Below are 25,358 nucleotides of genomic sequence, written 5' to 3'. Positions count from 1 at the left end.
CCGCGCGGCCAGGGCGCCAGGACGATCGCGCGAACGATCGCGCCCATCGCGCGCCGCGTGGCCGCCACCGCCGGGCGGCACGTGCCCGGCGCGGCCGGCGGCGGGTGCCCGCACTGCGGCGTGCGGCACTTGCGCCTGCGCGGCCCGGTGACGATCACCATCACCGGCGCGCGTTGACGCCCCGCCATCGACGCACACGGAGCCGGCCATGGACCTGCACCGCTTTCTGCAAGCGAAAATCAGCGGGCTCTCCGCCCGCCTGTCGCGGCTGGCGCGGATCGACAACGCGTTCGTCGGCCTGCGCCCGCAGGACATGCGCTATGCGCCGTCGGCCCGTCATTTCGAAGCGGCGAACGCACGCCTTGCGGGGGTCGAGCGGCGCATCCGCGCACGCTTCGCCGGCTTGCGGGACTGGGAGCGGCGCGCGCCCCAGCGGGTGCTGATCGACATCGCGCTGGTCGAGCGCGAGCTCGACCGGGCCCGGCGCCTGTTCGGCATGTTCTACGAAGTCTTCGCACAGCGCGGGACCAGCTACGGTCCCGCGCTGGCGGCCCACGACGCGATCGCCGAGGATTGCTACCAGGCGATCCGCCAGGCGGCGCCGCGCATTTTCGACGGCCCGCTGCTGAAGCCGGTCTGCTACATGGAGCACGGCTACTCGCCCGCGACGATGCGGCGCGGCGTGCAGCTGTCGCGTCTGCTCGGCGAGCAGAATCCGTTCCCGCTCATTCGCATTCCGTGGGACCGGGACCAGCCGTGGCAATCGGTGTTCCTGCATGAAGTCGCGCATAACCTGCAGGCCGATCTCGGCATCTGGCAGGAAAACCGCCAGGCCGTGCTGAAACGCATCATGGGCAGCGCGCACAGTCCGTTCCTGGCCGGCATCTACGGCCGCTGGCACAAGGAGATCTTCGCGGACCTGGCGGCGATCCTGCTCGGCGGGCCGGCCGCGGCGTGGGGCATGGCCGACTTCCTCGCGCATCCGCAACCGCGGACCATGACCTACCGGCCGGGCGGCGCGCATCCGACGGCCTACCTGCGCATCTACCTGCTCGCGGAAATGCTGCGCCGCCTCGGGTTCGGCGCCGACGCGACGAAGCTGCTGCGCGTATGGCAGGGCCTGTATCGCGCGAACGCCGGCCATCGCATTCCGGCGCCGCTGATGGCGAGCGCGCCGCGGCTGATTCCCGAGGTGGTCGACGAAATCGCGTTCCAGACGCGCCGCAACCTGGCGCAGCGCGCGCTGGTCGACATCATCCCGTTCCGTCCCGACGACGAGGCGGCCATCCGCGACGGCGCCCGCCGGCTCGCCGCCGGGCGCGACCCGGAGCTGGCGCCGCGGCATCTCGTCAGCGCCGCGCATTACGCGCTGGAGGGCGGCGGCATCACGCCGCAGCGGCTGGCGCAATGCGTGATCGCGATGCTCACCGCCCATCTGCCGCCGCAGCATGCCGCGCCGCCGCGGCTGCGGCTGGCCGCCTGAATGCCGGGAAGCCGACGAAGCATCCACACTAGCCCAGCCTTTTCCAGCGAGGTACCGCCATGTCCATCCCCGCCAATCTTTCCTACACCGGCTGGCCGCAGTCCGACGGGACGAGCGCGCCGGCGACGGCGGGCGCGCAGCGCATCGCTTTCGACAATCTCATCCGGCGCGAATTGAAAGTGGGCGATCCCGCCGACCCGGCGCAGGTCGCCCGGGCGCTGCTGGACCGCTACCAGGGCGACCCGCGCGCGCGGGCGATCAGCGGCGAGGCCGACGGGCTGCCGTTCCTGAATACGCCGTCGCTGCCGGTCGGCGCGCCGGCCGCGCCGACCGCGACCAGTCTCGATCTCGACCAGGCCAGGAGCGACCTCGACCAGGATCTTGCCGAGCTGTTGAGCAGTAATCTCGCGAAGGACGTGCGCCCCGAGCTGGAAGGCTGGCAGCAGGCGATCAACGATCTGGTCGACGACGGCATCAACTCGGCGCTGCAGGGACTCGACGCGTACAGCCGCGACCGTGCGTTCGCGATGCGCCGCCAGCTCGGCGAGTACGCGCGTCTCGCACGGCTGATCGGCGCGCTGACGCCGGAGCTCAACGAGGACTACCGCAATCTCGCGCAGAGCCTGGACGAAGTCTGCGCGGTGCTGCTGGTGCTGATGGGCGAAGCGCTGGCCAACAACGGCTTCGCGGGCGGACGCTATCTGCTGCAGGTGCCGTTCTCCGAGCTGCAGGCGCGTCGCGACGCCGTGCTGGTGGCGTTGCGCAACCTGTCCGGCGGCGCGCAGCAGTCGCTCGACCAGAGCACGTGGCCGCGCGGCCTCGATGCCTATCGGCAGCTGTACAGTGTGCTCGAGAATCGCGGTCAGTTCGAACTCCGGTCGCTGCTGTCGGAGGTCGAACTGGCGCGGGCGATGGACGACCTCGTGCAGGCGGCCGGCGGCGGCTCGACGAGCGGCATGCGGCGCGTCGGCGCGACCGCGTGGGCGCCGCTCAACCGCTTCGAGCGCTTCGTGCAGATCACGCTGCATGCGGTGAGTCCGCAGTCGCCGGCCCTTGCCGCGTTCCAGGAGGCGCTGCAGCTGTTCATCGACGGTTTCAACCATTCCGGCGGATTCCGCCTGCTGCGCATTTCGCGGCCGACGGTGCTGCTGTACGGTCTCTACGGCTCGACCCAGTTGTCCGGGGCGGACAACCGCCTGATCGAGCTGGTCAACCGGCGCGGCCAGTTCGCGTCCACGATCGACTGCCTGACGCGCTGCATGTGCAGCGACGACGTGGTCAGGGCGCAGATCGTCCTCGACAGGATCCTGTTCGACATCGATCGCGCGATCGATCTTTACGCGATCGGGGAGAAGGATTTCGGGGATCCTGAATTGCGCGCGGCGGCATGCGGGCTGCTGATTTACGCCGCGAGGCACCCGGAGAGCTGGGCCCAATCAACTGCGGCGCTGACTTACCTCGGCTCGTTCAACGATAACGCCACGCGTGCGAAGCAAACGCTGCAGGTCGACCAGCAACTGGACGACCTGCAGGCGCTGCTGATTCCGCAGGGCGGCGGCGCCGACCGGTTTGCCGCCTACTGGGAGTCCGGCTCCGGCAACTGGTGGCAGCCTGGTACTGCGCCCGCGCCGTCGGTGCCGACAGGAGCGCGAGCGCGACTTCGTCATGAACTGGCGTTGCAAGTGCAGACCGACGAGAACTGGCGGCCGATCGTCGAGCAGATGGCGTCCGGCTGCATGCCGATCAGCCAGGTTTTCGGCGGCATGGAGGCACCCGTGGGGAATCCGCATTCAAGCCTGACGCCCGTGATTTCGGAAGAGTATGTCAATACCGCCGGCCTCGGCGTGCTCGCGACCTTCCAGCATGGCGGTCTGTGGCTCGTGGACCAGGGCGCGCACGTCGATCGGCTGAATCCGCCTGTTCCGCGCATCCCGCAGGATGTCGAGACCTCGTTTGCCGAAATCGCCCGCATCAATTCCGAGGTGCTGCAGCTGTACAAGAAGGAGTGATTGCAGGCGCTCGCCGCTGGCGGCGCCGGCGTTGCCGGTGCCGCCGGTCGACCGACAAGCGCGCAGCGCAACGTTGGGAACATCGAGCCGTCGTCGCAGCCGCGGCGTCCGCATGCGACACCCGTCACCCGTCCCGCGCATCGACTTCGCTCACAGGAGTAGGCCATGAACTTCCAGACCAACGAGACGATCCAGCGCCTGTGGGACACGTTCCTGCAGGAACAACTGGCGAGCTTGCCGCCCGATCAGCGGGAAGCCTTCTCCAACCAGTTCGAACAGCGCTTCGGCGAACTGCTGGGCAAGCCGAACGGCGGCGGCGATGCGGGGTTCTTCGACCTGCTGGGCCTCGGCCCCCAGGGCGAAGTGGGCTTCGACAAGATCGCCTATCCGCGCGTGCAGCCGGATTTCGACGACTCCATCGTGCCCAGCCAACTGCACGCCGCGGCCGAGCTGTACTACATCTACCAGCACGAACGGATGAAGATCTTCGAAGTGGTGGAGACGTTGCTGCGGCTGTTCCGGCTCGGCAAGATGCGCATCCAGCGGGGCCCCGGCGCGCGCGGCCTGTATCTGCTGGAGAAGTGGCAGCCGATCCGCTACAAGAAGAGCGACCGGATGATCGCGTATCGCCGCGCGTTCAACTACGGCAACGCGCAGGCGCCGGCCGGCGCGGTCGTCAACCGCAATTTCCATCGGCAGATGGTCGGCTTCGTGGTCGCCGTCGGCCAGTACTTCCGCGACCTGCTGATCGGCGAGGTGATTCGCGGCGGCCAGCTGATCGACCAGCGGCCGTTCGGCAGCGTCGGCACGATCCAGCGCATCGGCCTGGACTTGCGCTACGCGCTGGACCGCTCGACCTACGGCAACATCTTCGCGCTGGCGATGGAGACCGGGCATTACCTGATCCAGGTGCTCAAGCTGCTGGATTCGCCGGACATCAAGAAGGCGTTCGACGCGAACACCAAGTGGGACGTCGTCGAGATCGTGTCGAACCGCTATCTCGGCGGGGTCGCCGAACCATCGCAGCGCGCCAAGATGGCCGAGAGCGGTCGACGGATGCTGCAGTTCGTCGCGGACAACGATTTCAAGACCGCGATCGACCCGATCCTGTTCCAGAACGTCGTGCGTCCGATGGGCGCGCACGCCGAGGCCTGGCTCGCGGCCTACCGGATGACGCCGGAAGGGCGCGGCTTCCCCGGCGTGACCCCGGCGCTGAAGAGCGTGCTGGGCGTTCCGCAGGCGATCGGCGCCTGATGCGGTGCGCGGGTGAGCGGCCATGCGCGCGGACGACATGCTGATCTCGGTGCGGAGCCGCAAGCTCGCTTGCGTGCTCGATCCCGCGCTGGTGCTCGGCTCGCGCGTCGGTCTGGCGTTCGCGTTGCGGCTGTCGCGGGTGCTGGAGCCGTGGCTCACGCGCAGCTTCTGGCAGGTGATCGACGCGAGCGAGCTGCTGCTGCCCGGCCTGGCGGCCGGGGCGCCAAACGACGATATCGACGCGCCGTGGCCGCTCGCGGACGTGCTGCAGGCGTGGATCGCGCTGCGCGACGCGACCGACGCGAGCGCGTGGCCGTTGCGCTGGATCGGCGACAACCTCGCGGAATCGCAGCTGGATGGCGCCGCCGCTCCGGGCATCGTGATGCATTACGAAGCATTGGCCGAAGCGCTGGCCGCACGGTTGCGGCCCGACGAGGACCCGGTGTCCGGCATCTGGCCGTCGCGCTGGCGTCCCCGCGAGGCCAGCGTCGACGCGCTCGCGTTGTCGGTGGCGCTGGACGGCGCACTGGTGCTGACGGCGTCGGTCGCGCAGCGCGAGCCCTGGCCGGTGCAGGCGCTCGCGCGCCTTGGGCGTCCCGCGCGGCTGCTCGATCCGTTGCCGGCCGAGCAGTCCGCGTCGCTGTTCGCCGCCGAGCGCGCGTTGCTGCGCGACGCGCTGGCGGCGGCGGGGCTCGCGAGTCTGGCGCAGGAGCTCCCGCCGCTCGTTGCGCTGCACGTGAACGTCGTGCCGGCGATGGTCGCGGCGGCGGCGCATGTCCCGCCGCGCGCGGAAGAGGGGCTGGCGCCGGCGCACCGGATCGATGCCGCGAACCCGTGGGACGACGTGCGCGCATGGTGGTACTACCTGTAAGCGCCAACGCCGTGCCGCCTCGGGCCGGGATCGCCGCGCCGGCATGCCGGCGCGCGCAATCGGAGATTCATGATGAGCCGCAGCCTGTCGATGCAACCTGATGGCCGCAACGGGCCACGTGTCAATGCCGGCCAACTGGTCGCCACCGCGGTCGCCGGCCAGATCGCGCATTCGGTCGGCCAGGCGTCGGCGTATCGCATCGGCTACGACGGTGTCGCGCGGGTGCTGCCCGGCACCGGCGGCATCGCACTGAACAAGCGGATCGGCGATCTGTGCGTCGGCCTCGCCGGCGATCACGTGGAGCCCGGCGTCGCGCTGCATAACAACGGCCGCGAGGTGACCGGCCCGCGCGACGGCCCCAACAACGCGCTGATCACGTCCGCGTGCGTCGGCAATCTGGCCCGCGTGATCAGCGGGCCCTGCAGCGGCAAGGTCGGACTGGTCACCGGCAAGCACGGCGGCGTCAATCACGTGCTGGTGGACTTCCCGAGCGAGGTGCTGATGCAACTGCGGATCGGCGACCGCGTGCAGATCGTCGCGCACGGCCTGGGGCTGCGCCTGCCGGATTGCGCGCGCGTCGAGGTGCTGAACTGCGCGCCGCGCCTGCTGCGTCGGTGGGGCATCGTGGAGCGCGACGGACGCCTGCACGTGCCGGTCACGCACCTCGTGCCGGCGCGCCTGATGGGCTCGGGCCTCGGGAAGAACACCGCGTGGCGCGGCGACTACGACATCCAGCTTGCCGATCGGCTCACGCGCGAGCGCTATCGGCTGGGCAGCCTGCGTTTCGGCGACATGGTCGCGATTACCGACGCCGACACGCGACGCGGCCCGCTCTATCGCGCGGGCCGCGTGACCATCGGCGTCATCGTGCATGGCGACAGCACGGTCAGCGGCCACGGCCCCGGCGTGACGCCGCTGCTGACCGGTCCCGCCGACGTGCTGATACCGGTGCATGAGCCGCAGGCGAATCTCGCCGAGATCTTCGGCATTCGCCGTGCCGTGCCACCGCGGCAGCGGCCGACGCTGGCCGAGATCGATTGCCGGCGCCGCCGTGTGCTGCGCGAGCAGCCTGTGCGGCTGGCGTTCGACACCGCGGGCCGTTCCGTCGTCGAATGAAGCGCAGGCATTTGCGCGCCTTGCCGGGTCGCTAATCCCAGAAGCTGCGCACCGCGACCGCGACGATCACCGGCACCGAGAACACCAGTGGAATGGCGAAATACTGCGCTTCGCGGTCGACGATCCAGCTGTAGATCAGCCAGCTCGCGCCGATCGCGAACGTCACGAGGCCGACCAGGATGGCGGCGATATTCAGCGTCAGGTTCGACGGCCTGCGGCGCGCATGCTCGCGCGGGGTGGGTTTCATCGGAAGGATGCGGCTCGTGGCCTTGTTCATGCAAAGTCACAGCAAACCCCATTCGCATGGATCGCGCAAGGGCCGGCGCATCACGCGCGCGGCCTCGATCGCGCTGTTCGCGGGCAGGCAGGAGCCCATCGGTCTGCAGCGCAACAGGTGCCGATCCCGTCGGCGGCCGTGCCTCATCGAGATGGTTGTGCATGCAACCATGTCGCGCTATGCTCGTCAGCTCCCGGGAGACGGAATTCCATCATGAACGACATGAATTCAGGGTCGGTGCGCGCGGCGGTGGTCGGTGTCGGCGCGATCGGCGGATTGCTTGCGGCCGCACTGTCGCGGGCCGGCATGACCGTGAGCGCATATGCACGCGGCGCGACGCTCGACGCGCTGAACGCGCACGGCGTGCGCGTGATCGACGAGGCGGGCGTCACATCGTCGGTGCCGGTGCGCGCGAGCGACGATGCGGCCGCGCTCGGCGTGCAGGACTACGTGGTGATCGCGCTGAAGGCGCAGGCGCTGCCGGCGCTGGCCGCGCGCCTTGCGCCGCTGGTCGGGCCGGACACCGTGATCGTCGCGGCGATGAACGGGCTGCCGTGGTGGTTCACGCACGGGCTCGAAGGGCCGATCGACAACGTGCCGCTCGACGCGGTCGATCCGGCCGGCGCGGTGTCGGCGGCGCTGCCGCCCGCGCAGGCGATCGGCTGCGTCGTGCACCTGTCGTCGAGCACCGACGCGCCGGGCGTCGTGCGCCGCGGGCGCGGCAACCGGCTGATCGTCGGCGCACCCGGTCCGCGGCTCGACACGGCCGCCGCACGGTTTGCCGCGGCGCTCGCGGCGGGCGGGTTCGACGTCGAGTCGACGCCGGCGATCCGGACCGAGATCTGGGCGAAGCTGTGGGGCAACATGAACATGAATCCGCTGAGTGCGCTGACGGGATCGACGGCCGAGCAGTTGCTCGACGATCCGCTCACGCAGGATCTCGCGCTGCGGATGATGGAGGAGGCTGCCGCGATCGGCGCAAAGCTCGGCCTGTCGACAGGAATGAGCGGGCCCGAACGGATCGCGGTCACGCGCAAGCTCGGCGCGTTCAGGACGTCGATGCTGCAGGATTTCGAAGCGGGGCGTCCGCTCGAGATCGGGCCGATCCTCGGCGTGTTTCCTGAGCTCGGACGCAAGCTCGATGTGCCGACCCCGTATTGCGACGCGGTGCTCGGGCTGTTGCGCCAGCGCGCGGCGAACAGCGGGCTGTAGCGTCTGCGAGCCTGATGGATTCGCGGTCGCGGTCGCGGGCAACGCGGCGAAGCGCGATCCTTGGCGGGTGTCGCCGCATGATGCAAAACGGGCCGCCCGGTCGCTGGTTACGCGGCCCGGGCGGCCCGTCGAATTCGTCGGATCAATGCTGCCGGCAGGGCTCGATCGTCTGCCGATGCCGAGCCCGTCACGCGGCTCAGTCGTCCCGCTCGATTGCGTGCGCGACGACCTTGTCGAGCAGCCGCTCGAACGTCTGGCGTTCGCTGTCGGACAGGCACGCGAGCAACCCGTCGTTCCACTTGCGCACGATCGGCATGATCTTGCGATGCAGCGCGCGGCCGTCGGCGGTCAGCGCGATCAGCACGATCCGGCCATCCTCGTCGCTGGCGCTGCGCTCGAGCAGCCCCTGGCGCAGCAGCGCTTCGGCCGCGCGGCTCGCCTGGCTCTTGTCGAGATTGGTGTGGCGCGCGAGATCCATGATCGAGAACGGACCGAACGCGCCGACGGCGGCGATCACGCGTGCCTCGGGCAGCGAGATGTCGAGCTTGTGCCGGTACACCCCGCCGATCCCGCGGTCGGATCGCTTCGTGAGTGCATGGAGGCGATAGGTCAGAAACTGATCGAGCCCGGTTTGACGGCCTTTCATGTCGAATCCTGAAGAAAAAGGGCGGGCCCGATTGTTCCTGTATCGCGCGCTCGGGTCAACGGTCAGTGTGCGCCGTACTTCAGGCGTGTCAATTGCTCCGCTTCGTTCGCGAGCAGGTTCGCCGCGTCGCGGATCGCGACGTCGAGCGTGATCGGCCCGGGAGCCGGCGAGAAGCAGCCGGAAAAATGTTCGGACAGGCGCGGCAGCGCGGCCGGATCGACCGCGCCCGACAGCAGCGACGCGGGCACGCCTGCGGCCTGTGCGTGCCGGCACGCGATGAACGGCGCCTTGCCGTGCAGCGTCTGCACGTCGGAGCGGCCTTCGCCGGTGATCAGCCAGTCGGCGCCGGCGAGCGCCGCATCGAGCCCGACCTGCCGCGCGACCACTTCGGCGCCGGCTTCGAACTGCGCGCCGAGCATGTGCAGCGCGAAACCGAGGCCGCCCGCGGCGCCGGCGCCGGGCAGGTCGCGAGCGCGTCGGTCGAGCGCGGCTTCGAGCAGGTCGGCGAAATGGCCGAGCGCCGCGTCGAGGGTCGCAACCTGCGCGGACGTCACGCCTTTTTGCGGGCCGAATACGGCGGTCGCGCCGTGCGCGCCCGTCAGCGGGTTGTCGACGTCGGACATGCCGACGAATTCCGTTTCCTTCAGGCGCGGGTCGAGTCCCGACGCGTCGAGGCGCGCGATGTCGGCGAGCCGCGACGGCACGGGCTCGACCGGCTGGCCGGCCGCGTCGAAGCATTGCAGGCCGAGGCCCGCGAGCAGCCCGGCACCCGCATCGTTGGTGCTGCTGCCGCCGAGCGCGACGAAGAAGCGGCGCACGCCGTCGTCGAGTAGCGTACGGATCGCCTCGCCCATCCCGCGCGTGCTGCGCGCGTCGACCGGCACGCTCATGCCGACCGGGTCGGTAATGCCGACGATCTCGGCCGTCTCGACGATCGCGGTGCGCGCGTCGATCACACCGACCGCCGCGTCGCGTGCCGCGAGCGACGCGCCGGCCACCCGCAGCGAGCGCCGCGTGCCGCCGCCTGCCAGCATCGCGTCGAGCGTGCCTTCGCCGCCGTCGGCCATCGGGCAGCAGCGCACGACCGCGTCGGGGCGGGCGCGGCGGATGCCGGTGGCGATCGCGTCCGCGACCTGCTCGGCGGAAAGCGAGCCTTTGAACGAATCGGGCGCGATGACGACGACAGGCGCGGACGGGTGTTGCGGCATGGTGTCTCCGGAAGGCGTGATTGGTGTGAAGAATGGCAGGGGCCGCGACGGCGGCGCACCCTTAATCGGAGCTTACAGGATGGTGGGCCCGCGGTGGATACGGCGAACGGCATAGCGGCGATCCGCGTGCATTGCCGTGCAAGGGGCTGCCGACATGGCGCAGACGCATGCGCGTCGCGCCGAACTGGCGGTGCGAGGAAAATTGTTTGCTAGAATAGTCGATTCTTCCGGCCAAAGCCGTGCTCCGAGCCGCTTGCGCTAGCCATCCGGCGCGTGCAGGGATGGCGTGGCGCTCCGGCGCGGCGTGTGAACGTGACCCTCACTTCACGCCGCAGGCAGGCACGGCAAGGAAAACCCGATTCGCTCGAATAATTTTAGGACGATTGAAGCCATGGCTAACGTTGTTGAGAACCTCGGCAAGCTTGAACGCCGCGTGACGATTTCCCTGCCGAAAGACACCGTGCAGAAGGAAATCGACGCCCGTATCCAGAAACTCGCGAAGAACGTGCGCATGCCGGGTTTCCGCCCGGGCAAGGTGCCGCTGAAGATGGTCGCGCAGCAGTACGCGGGCCAGGTCGAGGCGGAAGTGCTGAGCGACAAGATCGGCCAGGAGTTCTTCACGATCAGCCGCGCGGAAAACCTGCGCGTCGCCGGCCAGCCGAGCTTCGAGCCGAAGCAGGAGCAAGCCGAAGATGCATACGCGTTCGACGCGACGTTCGAGGTCTACCCGGAAGTGAAGATCGGCGATCTGGCGACGGCTGAAGTCGAGCGCTCGACGACGTCGATCGGCGACGCCGAAATCGACCGCACGCTGGACATCCTGCGCAAGCAGCGCGTGCACTACCACGCACGCGGCGAAGCCGGCGAGCACGGCGACGGCGGTGCGGACACCGCAGCGAAGAACGGCGACCGCGTGACGGTCGACTTCGTCGGCAAGATCGACGACGTCGCGTTCCAGGGCGGCACGGCCGAAGATTTCCCGTTCGTGCTCGGCGAAGGCCGCATGCTGCCGGAATTCGAAACCGCGGCGCTGGGCCTGAAGGCCGGCGAATCGCGCACGTTCGACCTGAAGTTCCCGGACGACTACCACGGTGCCGACGTCGCGGGCAAGACCGCGCAATTCACGGTCACGATGAAGAAGATCGAGTGGCCGCACCTGCCGGAAATCGACGCCGAATTCGCGAAGTCGCTCGGCATCGAAGACGGCGATCTCACGAAGATGCGCGGCGAGATCAAGGAAAACCTCGAGCGCGAAGCGAAGCGCCGCACGCAGTCGATCGTCAAGAACCAGGTGATGGACGCGCTGCTGAAGATTTCCGAACTCGACGTGCCGAAGGCGCTGATCGAGCAGGACCAGCAACGTCTCGTCGAAATGGCTCGCCAGGATCTGGCGCAGCGCGGCGTGCCGAACGCGAAGGACGCACCGATCCCGGCCGAGATGTTCGCCGAGCAGGCCGAGCGTCGCGTGAAGCTGGGCCTGGTGCTGGCCGAGCTCGTGAAGTCGAACAGCCTCGAAGCGAAGCCGGAACAGATCCGCGCGGAAGTCGACGAGTTCGCGAAGAGCTACGAAGACCCGAAGGAAGTGGTCCGCTGGTATTATTCCAACCAGCAGCGCCTCGCCGAGATGGAAGCGTTCGTCGTTGAAAGCAACGTCGTCGACTTCGTGCTGGGCAAGGCAAAGGTGACGGACAAGGAAGTGAGCTTCGAGGCACTCGCGAGCGCATCGGCGCAAGCGTAAGTGTTGCTCTAGCGGCGTGCCGGCTGTCGGAGCGACGGCCTGCACGCCGTTTTTACGTCAAGCGCACGGTTGCCATTAATATGGCGATTGAGCGGGCGGCTTCCCTCCGTTCAATTTTCCATTCGAACAAGGTTCATTGAATGATCACTCGCGCTGAATTGCTGGACATGCTTGCTTCGAACGCGCCGCAGGGTTTCGAGGCGCAAGCACTGGGGCTGGTGCCGATCGTCGTCGAAACGAGCGGCCGCGGCGAGCGTTCGTACGATATCTATTCGCGTCTCCTGAAGGAGCGCCTGGTGTTCATGGTCGGCGAAGTGAACGACCAGACCGCCAACCTCGTGGTCGCGCAGTTGCTGTTCCTCGAAAGCGAGAATCCCGACAAGGACATCAGCCTGTACATCAACAGCCCGGGCGGGTCGGTGTCGGCCGGCATGGCGATCTACGACACGATGCAGTTCATCAAGCCGGACGTATCGACGCTGTGCATGGGCCTCGCGGCCAGCATGGGCGCGTTCCTGCTCGCGTCGGGCGCGAAGGGCAAGCGCTTCGCGCTGCCGAACTCGCGCGTGATGATCCACCAGCCGCTCGGCGGCGCACGCGGCCAGGCATCCGACATCGAGATCCAGGCGCGCGAAATCCTCTACCTGAAGGAGCGGCTGAACCAGTTGCTCGCGCAGCACACGGGCCAGGACGTCGAGCGCATCGCGCGCGACACCGACCGTGATAACTTCATGTCGAGCGAAGACGCGAAGGCGTACGGGTTGATCGACCAGGTGCTGCTGAAGCGCCCGTAAACTTTTAAGTGGGGTGCCGCCCCGATTCGCGCGGCGCCCCTGCTATGTTCCGCACGCCCCGAGCCTCTGCGGCAAGCGCATCCGGCCGGCTCCGGTCGCGCCCTAGGCGCGGCGTTCGGAGCATTCGGCGTATCATGTCACTTACCTGTCCGGAGGCTCTACATTCATGGCGGACAAAAAAGGTTCGAACAGCGAGAAGCTGTTGTATTGCTCGTTTTGCGGGAAAAGCCAGCATGAGGTGAAAAAACTCATCGCGGGCCCGTCGGTGTTCATCTGCGATGAATGTATCGACCTCTGCAACGAGATCATTCGCGACGAGGCGGCTGCCGCCGGCGTCGAGGCCAGCCTGTCCCGGTCGGATCTGCCGAGCCCGCAGGAAATTCGCGACATCCTCGATCAGTACGTGATCGGCCAGGAGCGCGCGAAGAAGATCCTCGCGGTGGCCGTGTACAACCACTACAAGCGCCTGAAGCATCTCGACAAGAAGGACGACGTCGAGCTGTCGAAGAGCAACATCCTGCTGATCGGCCCGACGGGCTCCGGCAAGACGCTGCTCGCGCAGACGCTCGCGCGGTTGCTCAACGTGCCGTTCGTGATCGCCGATGCGACGACGCTGACCGAAGCCGGCTACGTCGGCGAGGACGTCGAGAACATCATCCAGAAGCTGTTGCAGAACTGCAACTACGAGGTCGACAAGGCCCAGCGCGGGATCGTCTACATCGACGAAATCGACAAGATCAGCCGCAAGTCGGACAACCCGTCGATCACGCGCGACGTGTCGGGCGAGGGCGTCCAGCAGGCGCTGCTGAAGCTCGTCGAGGGCACGATGGCGTCGGTGCCGCCGCAGGGCGGCCGCAAGCACCCGAACCAGGATTTCATCCAGGTCGACACGACCAACATCCTGTTCATCTGCGGCGGCGCGTTCGACGGTCTCGAGAAGGTGATCACCGATCGCACCGAGAAAACCGGCATCGGCTTCGGCGCGACGGTCAAGAGCAAGCAGGAGCGCGACGCGGGCGAAGTGCTGCGCGAAACGGAACCGGAAGACCTGATCAAATTCGGTCTGATCCCCGAATTGATCGGCCGTCTGCCGGTGGTCGCGACGCTCGGCAAGCTCGATGAAGCCGCGCTGATGAAGATCCTGGTCGAGCCGAAGAACGCGCTCGTCAAGCAGTATCACAAGCTGTTCGCGATGGAGCGCGTCGAGCTGGAGATCCGGCCGGGCGCGCTGCAGGCAGTCGCCCGCAAGGCGATCCGCCGCAAGACCGGCGCGCGCGGTTTGCGTTCGATCATCGAACAGGCGTTGCTCGACGTAATGTACGAGCTGCCGACGATGAAAGGGGTCAGCAAGGTCATCATCGACGAGAACGTCATCGATGGGGACGGCAAGCCTTTGCTGATCTACGAGGACACGCCGAAGGTGGCGGGTTCGAACTGACCGGCTTGCCGACGATGTTCTGCGAAAAAGGCCGTTCATGAGACCGTGGGCGGCTTTTTTTCGTTTATCTTGTGGGTAACTCTGACTCGACACGCGGTGGTTACTTTCTTACCGAATATTTCCCGCACTTGAAGGCTTGCAATTCGTTGTGGCGGCCTCAATTACCGAACAATTGATTCCACTCATGGGGAAATGAAATGTCAGGCACCCAACTTCTCCCGCCGGAACGCATCACGCTCCCGCTGCTGCCGCTGCGGGATGTCGTCGTTTTCCCGCACATGGTGATTCCGCTCTTCGTGGGCCGGCCGAAATCGATCAAGGCCCTCGAAGCAGCGATGGAAGGCGGCAAGCACATCATGCTCGTCGCCCAGAAAACCGCGGCCAAGGACGAACCGACCGAAAAGGACATGTACGAGGTCGGTTGTATCGCCAACATCCTGCAGATGCTGAAGCTGCCGGACGGCACCGTGAAGGTGCTCGTCGAAGGCCTGCAGCGTGCGAAGGCACTGTCGATCGAAGAACAGGAGACGCAGTTCTCCTGCGACGTGATGCCGCTCGAGCCGGATCATGCCGACAGCGCCGAAACGGAAGCGCTGCGCCGCGCGATCGTGTCGCAGTTCGACCAGTACGTGAAGCTGAACAAGAAGATCCCGCCGGAGATCCTCACGTCGCTGTCGGGCATCGACGAAGCAGGTCGCCTCGCCGACATGATCGCCGAGCGCCTGCCGCTGAAGCTCGACCAGAAGCAGCACATCCTCGAGATGTTCCCGGTCATCGAGCGCCTCGAGCACCTGCTCGCGCAGCTCGAAGCCGAGATCGACATCCTGCAGGTCGAAAAGCGCATCCGCGGGCGCGTGAAGCGCCAGATGGAAAAGAGCCAGCGCGAGTACTACCTGAACGAGCAGGTCAAGGCGATCCAGAAGGAACTGGGCGAAGGCGAAGAGGGTGCCGATCTCGAGGAACTCGAGAAGCGCATCAACGCCGCGCGCATGCCGAAGGAAGCCAAGAAGAAGGCCGATGCCGAGCTGAAGAAGCTGAAGCTGATGTCGCCGATGTCGGCGGAAGCGACCGTCGTGCGCAACTACATCGACACGCTGATCGGCCTGCCGTGGCGCAAGAAGAGCAAGGTCAACAACGACCTGTCGAACGCCGAGCAGGTGCTCGACGAGGATCACTTCGGCCTCGAGAAGGTCAAGGAACGCATTCTCGAGTATCTCGCGGTGCAACAGCGCGTCGACAAGGTCAAGGCGCCGATCCTGTGCCTCGTCGGGCCCCCGGGCGTTGGCAAGACCTCGCTCGGCCAGTCGATCGCTCGTGCGACGAACCGCAAGTTCGTCCGGATGGCGCTCGGCGGCGTGCGTGACGAAGCCGAGATCCGCGGCCACCGCCGTACGTATATCGGTTCGATGCCGGGCAAGATCCTGCAGAGCCTGACGAAGGTCGGCGTGCGCAATCCGCTCTTCCTGCTCGACGAAGTCGACAAGATGGGCATGGATTTCCGCGGCGATCCGTCGTCGGCGCTGCTCGAAGTGCTTGATCCCGAACAGAACCATACGTTCGCCGACCACTACATCGAGGTCGACTTCGACCTGTCGGACGTGATGTTCGTCGCGACGTCGAACTCGCTGAACATCCCGCCGCCGCTGCTCGACCGGATGGAAGTGATCCGTCTGTCGGGTTACACGGAAGACGAGAAGGTCAGCATCGCGCAGCGTTACCTGCTGCCGAAGCAGAAGAAGAACAACGGGCTGAAGGAAGGCGAGGTCGACGTCACCGAGCAGGCGATCCGCGACATCATCCGCTACTACACGCGCGAAGCCGGTGTGCGTTCGCTCGAGCGGGAAGTGTCGAAGATCTGCCGCAAGGTCGTGAAGATGCTGCTGCTGAAGAAGGCATCGGGCGCGATCAAGGTCGATGGCGAGAACCTCGATACGTTCCTCGGCGTGCGCAAATACGACTTCGGCCTCGCGGCGAAGGAAAACCAGGTCGGCCAGGTGACGGGCCTCGCGTGGACGGAGGTCGGCGGCGACCTGCTGACGATCGAAGCCGCGGTGATGCCGGGCAAGGGCAACGTGATCCGCACGGGTTCGCTCGGCGACGTGATGAAGGAGTCGGTCGAGGCGGCGCGTTCGGTCGTGCGCTCGCGTTCGCGCCGTCTGGGCATCAAGGACGAAGCGTTCGAGAAGCAGGACATCCACATTCACGTGCCGGAAGGCGCGACGCCGAAGGACGGTCCGTCCGCCGGCGGTGCGATGACGACCGCGCTGGTGTCGGTGCTGACGGGTATCCCCGTGCGTGCCGATGTCGCGATGACGGGCGAAATCACGTTGCGTGGCGAAGTGCTGCCGATCGGCGGGCTGAAGGAAAAGCTGCTGGCCGCGCATCGCGGCGGCATCAAGCTCGTGCTGATTCCGGAAGAGAACGTGAAGGATCTCGCGGACATTCCGGACAACGTGAAGAACGCGATCGAGATCGTGCCGGTCCGCTGGATCGACAAGGTGCTGGAGCTCGCGCTCGAGCGTTCGCCGACTCCGCTGCCGCCGGAAGAAGAAGCGAAGGCAGCAGCGCCGGTCGGCGAGGCGGCGAAGGAGGCCGGCTCGACGGAAGTCGTCAAGCACTGAGACCCTGAACGCCGTCCTTTCTGACGGTTGTTCACGAAACCCGCGGTGTGTCCGCGGGTTTTTTTATGTGCACACGGAATCGCGAACGGGGGCGGCAGAAAAAAATTCGCGCCCGGGCTTGGCAAAATGATCGGGGATGAATTAAACTTGCGGGCTCGCTGGTTGTTGATGCGGAAACGCAGATCGCAGCCAGAACGAATCGGGAACGGGTGCTTAGCTCAGCTGGTAGAGCGGCGCCCTTACAAGGCGTAGGTCGGGGGTTCGAACCCCTCAGCACCCACCAGTTTCCTGATTCAGCCAGACCAAGGAGCGGTAGTTCAGTCGGTTAGAATACCGGCCTGTCACGCCGGGGGTCGCGGGTTCGAGTCCCGTCCGCTCCGCCAGAAAATGAAAAAGCCCGCCTTGTGCGGGCTTTTTCATTTGCGTTTCCGATTGCGCACGCTGGCGGGCGCGTGACTGCGGAGCAGAGCAAGCGCGCCTGCGCCGCTGCTTTTCTCCCGTCCCACCCCGTATGTTGTAATATCGGTCGTTTTGTCCAATTTTCCCGTCACGCATGCTCGATTTCTTCCGTAATCACCAGCGCCTGATGATGGCGCTCCTGCTCCTGATCGTGTTGCCGGGGCTGGGTTTCGTCGGGATCCAAGGCTTCCGCGGCTTCTTCGACGACAGTGCGAACGCCGCAGCAGTCAACGGGCACAAGATCACGCGGGTCGAATTCGACGGCGCGTTCCGCCAGCAGATCGACCAGGCGCGTCAGGCGCTCGGCGGGCAGTTCGACATCAAGATGTTCGATACGCCCGAGCATCGCAAGCAGGTGCTCGACGGCCTGATCCAGCAGCGCGTGCTGGCCGATGAAACGCAGCGTCTGCACCTGACCGCGTCCGACAATGCGGTGCGCGATGCGCTGATGAGCGACCCGATGATCGCGTCGCTGAAGAAGCCCGACGGTTCGATCGACGTCGAGCGTTACGCGCAACTGCTGTCGTTCCAGGGGATGACGCCCGAGCAGTATCAGGAGCGCGTGCGCTACAGCCTCGCACTGCAGCAGATTCCGGCCAGCATCGTGTCGAGCGCGTTCACGCCGAAGAGCCTCGCGCAACGCCTGTCCGAACTCGCCGCGCAGCAGCGCGACGTGCAGGCGCTCGTGCTGAAGACGAGCGACTACGCATCGAAGGTCCAGCCGACCGACGCGCAGCTCGCCGCGTACTACGACGCGCACAAGCAGGGCTTCGCGACGCCCGAGACCGCGACGATCCAGTACCTCGTCTATTCGCCGGCCGCGGCCGCTGCAAGCGCCCAGCCGACCGATGCGGACATCAAGAAGTTCTACGACGACAACCCGACGCACTTCCGCACCGAAGCGCAGGTTCGCGTGAGCCACATCTTCATCGCCGCGGCGAGCAGCGCAAGCGCGGCAGACAAGGCCGCAGCGAAGGCGAAGGCCGAGCAACTGCTCGCCGACGTGAAGGCGCATCCGGACCAGTTCGCGCAGATCGCGCAGAAGAGCTCGCAGGACGCGCCGTCGGCCGCGAAGGGCGGCGACCTCGGTTTCATCACGCGCGGCTCGACGGCGGGCGGCAAGGCGTTCGACGATGCCGCGTTCGCGCTCAAGCAGGGCGACGTGAGCGGCGTCGTGCAGTCGGATCTCGGCTTCCACGTGCTGAAGGCGACCGAAGTGAAGCCGGCGGCCGTCAAGCCGTTCGCGGAAGTGAAGGACCGGATCGCGATCGACCTGAAGCAGCAGTACGCTTCGAAGGCGTTCACGGACAACGCGGAAGGTTTCACGTCGACCGTCTACGAAAAGGCGAAGACGCTGCAGCCGGCCGCGGACAAGTACAAGCTGACGATCCAGACGGCCACCGTCATGCCGACGCCGAATCCGCAGCTGCCGCCGACGAGCCCGCTGAACAATCCGAAGTTCCTGGCCGCCGTGTTCGCGAACGACTCGGTGAAGAACCAGAACAACACGCAGGCGATCGACGTCGGCAACAACACGCTGATCTCGGCGCGCGTGACCGACTACAAGCCGGCTGCCGTGCCCGCGCTCGATGCGATCAAGGACGTCGTGCGCCAGAAGGTCGTCGCCGAGCAGGCCGCGGCACTCGCGCAGAAGGACGGTGCGGCGAAGCTGGCCGAGCTGCAGAAGTCGAAGTCGACCGACGGGTTCGCGGCAGCGCAGAAGGTGTCGCGCACGCAATCGCAGGGCCTGACGCCGGCCGCGCTGAGCGCCGTCTACAAGGTCGATGCGAAGACGCTGCCGGCTTACGTCGGCGTCGATCTCGGCGCGGACGGCTACGCGATCTACCGCGTGAACGCGGTGATCCCGGGTACGGCCGTCGATCCGCAGCAACTGGCGGCCGCGCAGCAGCAGATGGCGCAGGTCGACGCGCAGAGCGAAGGCGAAGCGTATCTCGCCGCGCTGCGCGATCGTTCGAAGGTGAAGCTGTACGGGACGACGACCAGCCAGTCGCAGGATGGCGCCAACTGAGTACCGTTTCGCACGCAACAATAAAAAGCCCCGCTTCGAGCGGGGCTTTTTGTTTTCCGGCGGGCGGTACGTCGTCAACCGCGCGGCTTGCCGAGCAGCGGCTTCAGTGCCGGCCACACGTTGTCGAGCAGAATGCCCTGCGCCTGCTGCGCGGGATGCATCTGGTCGGCCTGGAACATCTCGGGCTTGTTCTCGATGCCGGCCAGCAGGAACGGCACGAGCGGCACGCCGAGATCCTTCGACAGCCGCGTATAGACGGCGTGGAACTTCTGCGTGTAGTCGGGGCCGTAATTGGGCGGCACGTACATGCCGACCAGCACGACCTTCGCCTGTGCACGCCGTGCGCCGGCGATGATGTCGCGCAGGTTCTGCTCGGTCGTCGCGAGCGGCACGCCGCGCAGCGCATCGTTCGAACCGAGCTCGACGACGACGATCGAAGGCTTGAGCCGCTGCAGCACCGCAGGCAGCCGCGCGCGGCCGCCGCTCGTGGTGTCGCCGCTGACGCTGGCGTTCGCGACGCTATAATCGATTCGCTCGTTCGTGAGCCGCTGTCGCAGCAATGCAACCCAGCCCGTGTCGCGCGGCAGCCCGTATTCGGCCGACAGGCTGTCGCCGAGCACGACGATCACCGGCTGGCCCGATGTCGGGGCCGGCGCCGTCACGGCGCGTGCGGGCGCGGTTGCGGTCAGCAGGGTGCCCAGCAGCGCGGCGAGCGCCGCGCGTCTTTTCCAGCGAAATGTCGTGTCCATGTTCAAGATTACCGATCCGATCATCGAAGTCCATGACGTGTGCAAGCGGGTCGCCGACGCAACGGGCGAGCTGACGATCCTCGACGGCATCACGCTCGCCGTGCGGCCGGGCAGCAGCCTCGCGATCGTCGGTGCGTCGGGGTCGGGCAAGTCGACGCTGCTCGGCCTGCTTGCAGGGTTGGACAGCGCGACGAGCGGCACGGTTCGCCTGCTCGGCCGCGCGCTCGACCAGCTCGACGAGGACGAGCGCGCCGCGCTGCGCAACGGTGCCGTCGGGTTCGTGTTCCAGTCGTTCCAGTTGATGCCGCACCTGACGGCGCTCGAAAACGTGATGCTGCCGCTCGAGCTGCGGGGCGGCATCAGCGCGCGCGAGGCGGCCGACCGCGCACGGGCGCTGCTGGTGCAGGTCGGTCTCGGCGAACGCACCGCGCATTATCCGAAGCTGCTGTCGGGCGGCGAGCAGCAGCGCGTCGCGCTCGCGCGCGCGTTCGTCACGCGCCCGGCGATCCTGTTTGCCGACGAACCGACCGGCAGCCTCGATGCGGCGACGGGGCATGCGGTCATCGACCTGATGTTCGAACTGAACCGCACGCACGGCGCAACGCTCGTGCTCGTCACGCACGATGCCGAACTGGCGCGCCGCTGCGCGACGACGGTGACGCTCGATGCCGGGCACATCGTCGAGCCGCACGCAGCGCAGCGCGGCGCCTGAATTTTCCTGCCAGCCGCGCGGGGTGCAATGCGCGGCCGGCGTGCGCGTGACGCCGTCGCGTCAGCGCTTGAGCGCCGCGCGGGCGCGTTCGATCAGCGCCGTGGTCGACGAGTCGTGCTTCGCGGGATCGACCGACTCGGCCGACAGGTCGGCTTCGACGACCTTGCCGAGAATCTTGCCGAGCTCGACGCCCCACTGGTCGAACGGATTGATGTCCCACACCGTCGCCTGCACGAGCACCTTGTGCTCGTAAAGCGCGATCAGCGCGCCGAGCGTGCGCGGCGTCAGCGCATCGACGAGCAGCGTCGTCGTCGGGCGGTTGCCGGGGAACGTCAGGTGCGGCGCGAGCGCTTCCTTGCCGGGCCCCGCGACCTTGCGCGCTTCGTCGAGCGTGCGGCCGAGCATCAGCGCCTCGCTCTGCGCGAAGCAGTTCGCGAGCAGTTTCGGATGATGGCTCGCGAGCGGATGCTCGGGCGTCAGCACCGCGATGAAGTCGATCGGCACGATCGTCGGCCCCTGGTGCAGCATCTGGAAGAACGCATGCTGGCCGTTGGTGCCCGGCTCGCCCCACGTGACGGCCGACGTCGGGTAATCGACGAAGGTGCCGTCCAGGCGCGCGGATTTGCCGTTGCTCTCCATTTCGAGCTGCTGCAGGTACGACGGCAGGTAGTGCAGCGCTTCCGAATACGGCGCGACGAGATAGCTCTGCGAGCCGAAGAAATTCCGGTACCAGATGCCGATCAGGCCGAGTAGCACCGGCAGGTTGCGCTCGAGCGGCGCTTCGCGGAAATGGCGGTCCATGTCGTTCGCGCCGGCCAGCAGCTCGTCGAACTGCTCGGGGCCGATCGCGATCATGATCGACAGGCCGACCGCCGACCACAGCGAATAGCGGCCGCCGACCCAGTCCCACATTTCGAACACGTTGTCCGCGGCGATGCCGAACTTCACGACTTCGGCCGGGTTCGCCGACACGCCGACGAAGTGCTTCGCGAGCGCGTCCTCGGGGCAGCCGCGTGCGACGAACCAGTCGCGCAGCGAGCGTGCGTTCGTCATCGTCTCGAGCGTCGTGAAGGTCTTCGACACGATGATCGCGAGCGTTTCCTCGGGATCGACCTGTTCGAGCACGCGCGCGAGATCGGCGCCGTCGACGTTCGACACGAAGTGGGTCGAGATGTCGGGCGTCGCGACGTGGTGCAGCGCATGCACGACCATCTTCGGCCCGAGATCGGAGCCGCCGATGCCGATGTTGATCACGTGGCGGATGCGCTTGCCCGTGTAGCCCGTCCACGTGCCGCTGCGCACGGCGCGCGCGAACGTCGCCATCTTCGCGCGCTCGGCGCTCACCTGCGCGTGGAACGGCGCGTGCGGGTCGGTCGCGCGCAACGCGGTGTGCAGCGCGGCGCGGCCTTCGGTCGCGTTGACGATCTCGCCCGCGAACATCGCGTCGCGGCGCGTTTCGACGCCCGCGTCGCGCGCGAGCTGCACGAGCAGGCGCAGCGTTTCGTCGTTGATGCGGTTCTTCGAGAAGTCGGCCGCGAGACCGCCGCCCGGGATCGTGAAGCGTTCGGCGCGGGTCGGCGCGCGGTCGTTTTCCGGTGCGAACCAGTCGCGCAGCCGGGCGTGGCGGATCTGTTCGAAGTGGGATTGAAGGGCAGTCCAGGCGGGGAGCGAATTCAGCGTCATGGCGGTTCGAGTGAAGCGTGAATCGGGAGGAATGCCGCGCCGGCTCATCGGAATCGGCAGGCCGGCGGACGAGAGGGCCCGCCGTGCGGCGGGGCAGTCAGTATAGCGGCGTTATGCGTCGGCGCGCGGCGATGGATAAAAAAGGCGATTGATCAGCGTGCGCACCATCGGTGCGAGTTCGCCGGCCGTGAGCCCGGCCGGGCCGGTGCCGTGCGCGGTCAGCGTGTCGGCCGCGAGGCCGTGCAGGTAGACGCCCGCGAGCGCCGCCTCGTACGGTGTGACTCGCTGTGCGAGCAGCGCGCCGATCAGGCCGCCGAGCACGTCGCCGGTGCCGCCGGTGGCGAGCGCCGCGTTGCCGGTCGGGTTGATCGTCACGCGGCCGTCGGGTGCTGCAATCACCGTGCCCGAGCCTTTCAGCACGACGATGGCTGCATGGCGCGCGGCGAGCGCCTGCGCCGCCGCGACGCGGTCGCGCTGCACCGTCGCCGTGTCGCTGCCGAGCAGCCGCGCGGCCTCGAGCGGGTGCGGGGTCAGCACGCAGGGATTGCCGCGGGCGCCGCGCGCGGCAACGGCGGCCGCGAGGTCCGCGTGCGTCGCGACGAGGTTCAGCGCGTCCGCATCGAGCAGCGTCGCGGCGTCGCGGGCGAGCACGTCGCGCACGAGCGTTGCCGCGGCTTCGCGCGTGCCGAGGCCGCAGCCGGCCGCGATCGCGGTCATCGCGCCGAGGTCGAGGCTATCGGCCGGATGCAGCATCAGTTCGGGGAACGGCGGGTCGTACGGCGGCGCGCCGGCGCCGAGGAAGCCGACGTGCACCTTGCCGGCGCCCGCGAACAGCGCGGCGCGCGCGGCCAGGATCGGTGCGCCGCACATGCCGGTGTCGCCGCCGAGCACCGCGAGGCTGCCGAAGGTGCCCTTGTGGGACGCGAACGCGCGCGCGGGCAGCGCCGCGGCGAATCGCTCGGGCGTGTTCAGCACGATGGCCGGCGCGGCAGGCGGTGCGACGTCGAGCGACGCGACGTCGATCTCGCCGGCGAGGTCGCGGCCGTCGCCCGTGTAGAGGCCCGGCTTCGCGCCGATGAAGGTGAGCGTATGCGTGGCCGTGACGGCGACGCCTGCGCCGACGATCCGGCCCGTATCGCTGTCGAGCCCGCTCGGCACGTCGAGCGCGAGCACGCGGCCGCCGCGCCGTGCATGCGCGGCAATGCGCGCGGCCTGTTCGGCGAACGCGCCGTCGAGCGCGCGGCCGAGACCGATGCCGAACAGCCCGTCGACGACCCATGCGTAACCGTCCAGCGACGCGGGCGGCGTGGCCGACAGCGGGACGCCGGCCGCGCGCGCGAGGCCGAGCGCCCATTGCGCGTCGTCCGGCTTGACCGGCACCGGCATCCACGCCTGCGTCGCGATGCCGAGTTGCTGGAGCTGCGCGGCGGCGACCAACGCGTCGCCGCCGTTGTTGCCGGGGCCGACCGCGAACCATACGGGGCGGTCGTCGCCGGCGACGCGCTCGGACAGCCAGCGCGCGGCGGCGGCACCCGCACGGCCCATCAGTGTGTGCGGCGGCAGCGCCGCGGCCGCGTCGGCTTCGGCCGTGCGCAAGTCGGCGACGCGCAGCAGTGCGATCGGATCGGAATCGGGAAGCGGGCGGGTAGCGGTCATCGCGGGATCGTGGCGGCTGGCAAGGATGCCGCCACGGGACGGGCCCGCGGCGGTCAGGTCGTGAAGCGCCCGGCGCGCAGTGCGGCGAGCGTGTCGGCGGGCCAGTGCTGCACGTCGCCGCCGAGGTAGTCGGTCACCACTTTAGCAGACCCGCACGCGAGCCCCCAGCCGGTCGGGCCGTGCCCGAAATTGACAAACACGCGCGGATGCGGGGTCGGACCCACGACGGGAAGGCCGTCCGGCGACAGCAGTTGCGTGCCTTGCCACGACAGCGCAGCCGAGATCCTGGCGGCACCGGGCACCCAGTCGTGGACGGCCTGGCCGAGCAGCGCGAGCGCGGCCTCGGACAGCGGCTCGGCAAGCGGCTTCGCGGTGTCGGGCAGGCTCTGCAGCACGGCGGCGCCGCCGATGCGCAGCCGCTGGTGGGTGCGCGTGATCGAGATGCGCTTGATCGAATCGACGACGCTCAGGTGCGGCGCGTGCTCTTCGTACGCGACCGGCGCGGTGAGCGTGTGGACCCGCACCGGGTGCAGCGGCAGGCGCCAGCCGAGCCGTTCGAGCAGCGGCAGGCTGCCGGCGCCGGCGGCGACCACGATCGCGTCGGCGGAAATCACGTCGACCTCGTGCGCCTTCGCCGCGTTCCGCTGGCCGGACGGTACCAGTTCGATCGCGGCGCGGCCGGTATCGACGCGGATCGCAGCGACGTCCGCGCCGAAGCGGAACTGCACGCCGTGCTCGTCGAGCGTCTGCTTGACCAGTTTCGCGAACAGCGGGCAGTTTCCGGTGCGCTCGGTCTCGAGCAGCACGCCGCCGGCGAAGCCGGGCTCGGCCGGCACCGACGGTTCGAGCGCCGCGCATTCGTCGGCGCTCAGCATGCGGTACGGCTGGTCGAGCGTGCGCAGCAGGTCGAGCGCGGGCTGCATCGCTTCCCAGTCGCGCGGATCGCGCACGACGTGCAGGATGCCGGGCTTCTGTTCGAATTCGAGTTCGAGGCGCGCCTCGATGTCGGCGAGCGTGTCGCGCGACGCGTCGATCAGCGGGCGCAGCCGCGCGTACTGCGCGGCGAACGCATCGGGCTCGCGCAGCGCGCCGAGCTGCTTGACGAAGCGGCGCACGCCGCCGTTGAAGCCCGGCTTGTAGACGATGCCGCTGTCGCGCGGCTGGCGCTGGCGCATGAAGGTCGGACCGAACCAGACGTCGAGCGGGCTCGGCAGCAGCGCGCCGCCGTCGCCGTAGGTCGCTCCCTGCGCGACGGTCGCGTGGCGTTCGACCACGCACACGCGATGGCCGGCCGCGCGCAACTGGTAGGCGGTGGCGACGCCGCTGATTCCGCCGCCGATGACGATGACATCCATGGATTGCTTCGATGACGGGCGGCGCGCACGCCGCCCGGTGAGGATTCG

19 protein-coding genes and 2 tRNA genes are annotated in these 25,358 nt (G+C 67.9%); 14 read left to right on the top strand and 7 right to left on the bottom strand.

Features of this window, described 5'->3' with window-relative positions:
* The first annotated feature begins 208 nt into the window (after positions 1 to 208).
* The 5 genes from AC3WLY_RS31730 (at position 209) to AC3WLY_RS31710 (ending at position 6,733) form a co-directional block, all read left to right on the top strand.
* A complete protein-coding gene (locus tag AC3WLY_RS31730) occupies positions 209 to 1,483 on the top strand; it encodes a hypothetical protein (protein WP_175961027.1) in 1,275 nt (424 codons plus the stop codon).
* Between the two features lie 59 nt (positions 1,484 to 1,542).
* Positions 1,543 to 3,492: a hypothetical protein gene (locus tag AC3WLY_RS31725; protein WP_492308774.1), complete on the top strand. Its 1,950-nt coding sequence runs from the start codon at positions 1,543 to 1,545 to the stop codon at positions 3,490 to 3,492.
* 165 nt (positions 3,493 to 3,657) lie between these two features.
* On the top strand, positions 3,658 to 4,746 hold the full coding sequence (locus AC3WLY_RS31720; RefSeq protein ID WP_060091562.1) for a hypothetical protein: 1,089 nt from the start codon (positions 3,658 to 3,660) through the stop codon (positions 4,744 to 4,746).
* Between the two features lie 22 nt (positions 4,747 to 4,768).
* Positions 4,769 to 5,617 carry a hypothetical protein gene (locus tag AC3WLY_RS31715; protein ID WP_492308773.1) on the top strand — a complete coding sequence of 283 codons (849 nt, stop codon included), beginning with the start codon at positions 4,769 to 4,771 and terminating at the stop codon, positions 5,615 to 5,617.
* 72 nt (positions 5,618 to 5,689) lie between these two features.
* A complete protein-coding gene (locus AC3WLY_RS31710; protein ID WP_175961019.1) occupies positions 5,690 to 6,733 on the top strand; it encodes a DUF4438 domain-containing protein in 1,044 nt (347 codons plus the stop codon).
* Between the two features lie 31 nt (positions 6,734 to 6,764).
* Here AC3WLY_RS31710 and AC3WLY_RS31705 read toward each other — a convergent pair whose 3' ends face one another.
* The gene (locus AC3WLY_RS31705) at positions 6,765 to 6,980 is read right to left on the bottom strand and encodes a hypothetical protein (RefSeq protein ID WP_029227107.1); all 216 of its coding nucleotides are present in this window, start codon (positions 6,978 to 6,980) and stop codon (positions 6,765 to 6,767) included.
* Between the two features lie 243 nt (positions 6,981 to 7,223).
* On the opposite strand from AC3WLY_RS31705, the gene AC3WLY_RS31700 reads away from it, so the two are divergent.
* Positions 7,224 to 8,222 carry a 2-dehydropantoate 2-reductase gene (locus AC3WLY_RS31700; protein WP_492308772.1) on the top strand — a complete coding sequence of 333 codons (999 nt, stop codon included), beginning with the start codon at positions 7,224 to 7,226 and terminating at the stop codon, positions 8,220 to 8,222.
* A 196-nt stretch (positions 8,223 to 8,418) separates the two neighbouring features.
* Here the strand turns inward: AC3WLY_RS31700 and AC3WLY_RS31695 are convergent, their stop codons facing one another.
* Complete coding sequence (locus AC3WLY_RS31695; RefSeq protein ID WP_492308771.1) at positions 8,419 to 8,868, bottom strand: MarR family winged helix-turn-helix transcriptional regulator; 450 nt, start codon at positions 8,866 to 8,868, stop codon at positions 8,419 to 8,421.
* A gap of 62 nt (positions 8,869 to 8,930) precedes the next feature.
* Positions 8,931 to 10,076: a glycerate kinase gene (locus tag AC3WLY_RS31690; RefSeq protein WP_425130781.1), complete on the bottom strand. Its 1,146-nt coding sequence runs from the start codon at positions 10,074 to 10,076 to the stop codon at positions 8,931 to 8,933.
* 391 nt (positions 10,077 to 10,467) lie between these two features.
* Here AC3WLY_RS31690 and tig point away from each other — a divergent pair, with 391 nt between their 5' ends.
* From tig to AC3WLY_RS31655, 7 genes are all read left to right on the top strand, one after another.
* Entirely contained in the window at positions 10,468 to 11,814 is a 1,347-nt protein-coding gene (gene tig, locus AC3WLY_RS31685) for a trigger factor (RefSeq protein ID WP_175961013.1), read from the top strand.
* 140 nt (positions 11,815 to 11,954) lie between these two features.
* Positions 11,955 to 12,608, top strand: coding sequence for an ATP-dependent Clp endopeptidase proteolytic subunit ClpP (clpP, locus tag AC3WLY_RS31680; protein ID WP_010092137.1), 654 nt, complete (start codon positions 11,955 to 11,957; stop codon positions 12,606 to 12,608).
* A gap of 166 nt (positions 12,609 to 12,774) precedes the next feature.
* Positions 12,775 to 14,046 carry an ATP-dependent Clp protease ATP-binding subunit ClpX gene (gene clpX, locus AC3WLY_RS31675; protein WP_006489345.1) on the top strand — a complete coding sequence of 424 codons (1,272 nt, stop codon included), beginning with the start codon at positions 12,775 to 12,777 and terminating at the stop codon, positions 14,044 to 14,046.
* Positions 14,047 to 14,243: 197 nt separating this feature from the next.
* Positions 14,244 to 16,667 carry an endopeptidase La gene (gene lon / locus AC3WLY_RS31670; RefSeq protein ID WP_310141185.1) on the top strand — a complete coding sequence of 808 codons (2,424 nt, stop codon included), beginning with the start codon at positions 14,244 to 14,246 and terminating at the stop codon, positions 16,665 to 16,667.
* Between the two features lie 207 nt (positions 16,668 to 16,874).
* Positions 16,875 to 16,950: transfer RNA gene (locus AC3WLY_RS31665), tRNA-Val, on the top strand.
* Positions 16,951 to 16,973: 23 nt separating this feature from the next.
* A tRNA-Asp gene (locus AC3WLY_RS31660) sits at positions 16,974 to 17,050 on the top strand.
* 170 nt (positions 17,051 to 17,220) lie between these two features.
* On the top strand, positions 17,221 to 19,155 hold the full coding sequence (locus tag AC3WLY_RS31655) for a SurA N-terminal domain-containing protein (RefSeq protein WP_492308770.1): 1,935 nt from the start codon (positions 17,221 to 17,223) through the stop codon (positions 19,153 to 19,155).
* 74 nt (positions 19,156 to 19,229) lie between these two features.
* On the opposite strand, the gene AC3WLY_RS31650 is transcribed toward AC3WLY_RS31655, so the two are convergent.
* Positions 19,230 to 19,904: an arylesterase gene (locus AC3WLY_RS31650; RefSeq protein WP_072437151.1), complete on the bottom strand. Its 675-nt coding sequence runs from the start codon at positions 19,902 to 19,904 to the stop codon at positions 19,230 to 19,232.
* On the opposite strand from AC3WLY_RS31650, the gene AC3WLY_RS31645 reads away from it, so the two are divergent.
* Positions 19,903 to 20,616 (top strand): ABC transporter ATP-binding protein, encoded by a 714-nt coding sequence (locus AC3WLY_RS31645; protein ID WP_072437152.1) that lies wholly within the window; start codon positions 19,903 to 19,905, stop codon positions 20,614 to 20,616. The genes AC3WLY_RS31650 and AC3WLY_RS31645 overlap by 2 nt on opposite strands.
* Positions 20,617 to 20,676: 60 nt before the next feature.
* On the opposite strand, the gene pgi is transcribed toward AC3WLY_RS31645, so the two are convergent.
* The 3 genes from pgi to AC3WLY_RS31630 form a co-directional block, all read right to left on the bottom strand.
* Entirely contained in the window at positions 20,677 to 22,299 is a 1,623-nt protein-coding gene (gene pgi, locus AC3WLY_RS31640) for a glucose-6-phosphate isomerase (RefSeq protein ID WP_175961005.1), read from the bottom strand.
* Between the two features lie 111 nt (positions 22,300 to 22,410).
* A complete protein-coding gene (locus AC3WLY_RS31635) occupies positions 22,411 to 23,955 on the bottom strand; it encodes an NAD(P)H-hydrate dehydratase (protein ID WP_492308769.1) in 1,545 nt (514 codons plus the stop codon).
* Positions 23,956 to 24,008: 53 nt separating this feature from the next.
* The gene (locus AC3WLY_RS31630; RefSeq protein WP_425130777.1) at positions 24,009 to 25,310 is read right to left on the bottom strand and encodes an FAD-dependent oxidoreductase; all 1,302 of its coding nucleotides are present in this window, start codon (positions 25,308 to 25,310) and stop codon (positions 24,009 to 24,011) included.
* Positions 25,311 to 25,358: the final 48 nt, after the last annotated feature.

Source organism: Burkholderia sp. FW306-1C-G01B (assembly GCF_058781685.1).
Note: the sequence above shows the minus strand (reverse complement) of the source record. Positions and strands in the feature narration are given on the sequence as shown.

Bases quoted from the DNA above. Each gene is read 5' to 3' on its own strand.
- AC3WLY_RS31730 (WP_175961027.1), top strand. From the start codon at position 209: ATGGACCTGCACCGCTTTCTGCAAGCGAAAATCAGCGGGCTCTCCGCC.
- AC3WLY_RS31725 (WP_492308774.1), top strand. From the start codon at position 1,543: ATGTCCATCCCCGCCAATCTTTCCTACACCGGCTGGCCGCAGTCCGAC.
- AC3WLY_RS31720 (WP_060091562.1), top strand. From the start codon at position 3,658: ATGAACTTCCAGACCAACGAGACGATCCAGCGCCTGTGGGACACGTTC.
- AC3WLY_RS31715 (WP_492308773.1), top strand. From the start codon at position 4,769: ATGCGCGCGGACGACATGCTGATCTCGGTGCGGAGCCGCAAGCTCGCT.
- AC3WLY_RS31710 (WP_175961019.1), top strand. From the start codon at position 5,690: ATGAGCCGCAGCCTGTCGATGCAACCTGATGGCCGCAACGGGCCACGT.
- AC3WLY_RS31705 (WP_029227107.1), bottom strand. From the start codon at position 6,980: ATGAAACCCACCCCGCGCGAGCATGCGCGCCGCAGGCCGTCGAACCTG.
- AC3WLY_RS31700 (WP_492308772.1), top strand. From the start codon at position 7,224: ATGAACGACATGAATTCAGGGTCGGTGCGCGCGGCGGTGGTCGGTGTC.
- AC3WLY_RS31695 (WP_492308771.1), bottom strand. From the start codon at position 8,868: ATGAAAGGCCGTCAAACCGGGCTCGATCAGTTTCTGACCTATCGCCTC.
- AC3WLY_RS31690 (WP_425130781.1), bottom strand. From the start codon at position 10,076: ATGCCGCAACACCCGTCCGCGCCTGTCGTCGTCATCGCGCCCGATTCG.
- tig (WP_175961013.1), top strand. From the start codon at position 10,468: ATGGCTAACGTTGTTGAGAACCTCGGCAAGCTTGAACGCCGCGTGACG.
- clpP (WP_010092137.1), top strand. From the start codon at position 11,955: ATGATCACTCGCGCTGAATTGCTGGACATGCTTGCTTCGAACGCGCCG.
- clpX (WP_006489345.1), top strand. From the start codon at position 12,775: ATGGCGGACAAAAAAGGTTCGAACAGCGAGAAGCTGTTGTATTGCTCG.
- lon (WP_310141185.1), top strand. From the start codon at position 14,244: ATGTCAGGCACCCAACTTCTCCCGCCGGAACGCATCACGCTCCCGCTG.
- AC3WLY_RS31655 (WP_492308770.1), top strand. From the start codon at position 17,221: ATGCTCGATTTCTTCCGTAATCACCAGCGCCTGATGATGGCGCTCCTG.
- AC3WLY_RS31645 (WP_072437152.1), top strand. From the start codon at position 19,903: ATGTTCAAGATTACCGATCCGATCATCGAAGTCCATGACGTGTGCAAG.
- AC3WLY_RS31650 (WP_072437151.1), bottom strand. From the start codon at position 19,904: ATGGACACGACATTTCGCTGGAAAAGACGCGCGGCGCTCGCCGCGCTG.
- pgi (WP_175961005.1), bottom strand. From the start codon at position 22,299: ATGACGCTGAATTCGCTCCCCGCCTGGACTGCCCTTCAATCCCACTTC.
- AC3WLY_RS31635 (WP_492308769.1), bottom strand. From the start codon at position 23,955: ATGACCGCTACCCGCCCGCTTCCCGATTCCGATCCGATCGCACTGCTG.
- AC3WLY_RS31630 (WP_425130777.1), bottom strand. From the start codon at position 25,310: ATGGATGTCATCGTCATCGGCGGCGGAATCAGCGGCGTCGCCACCGCC.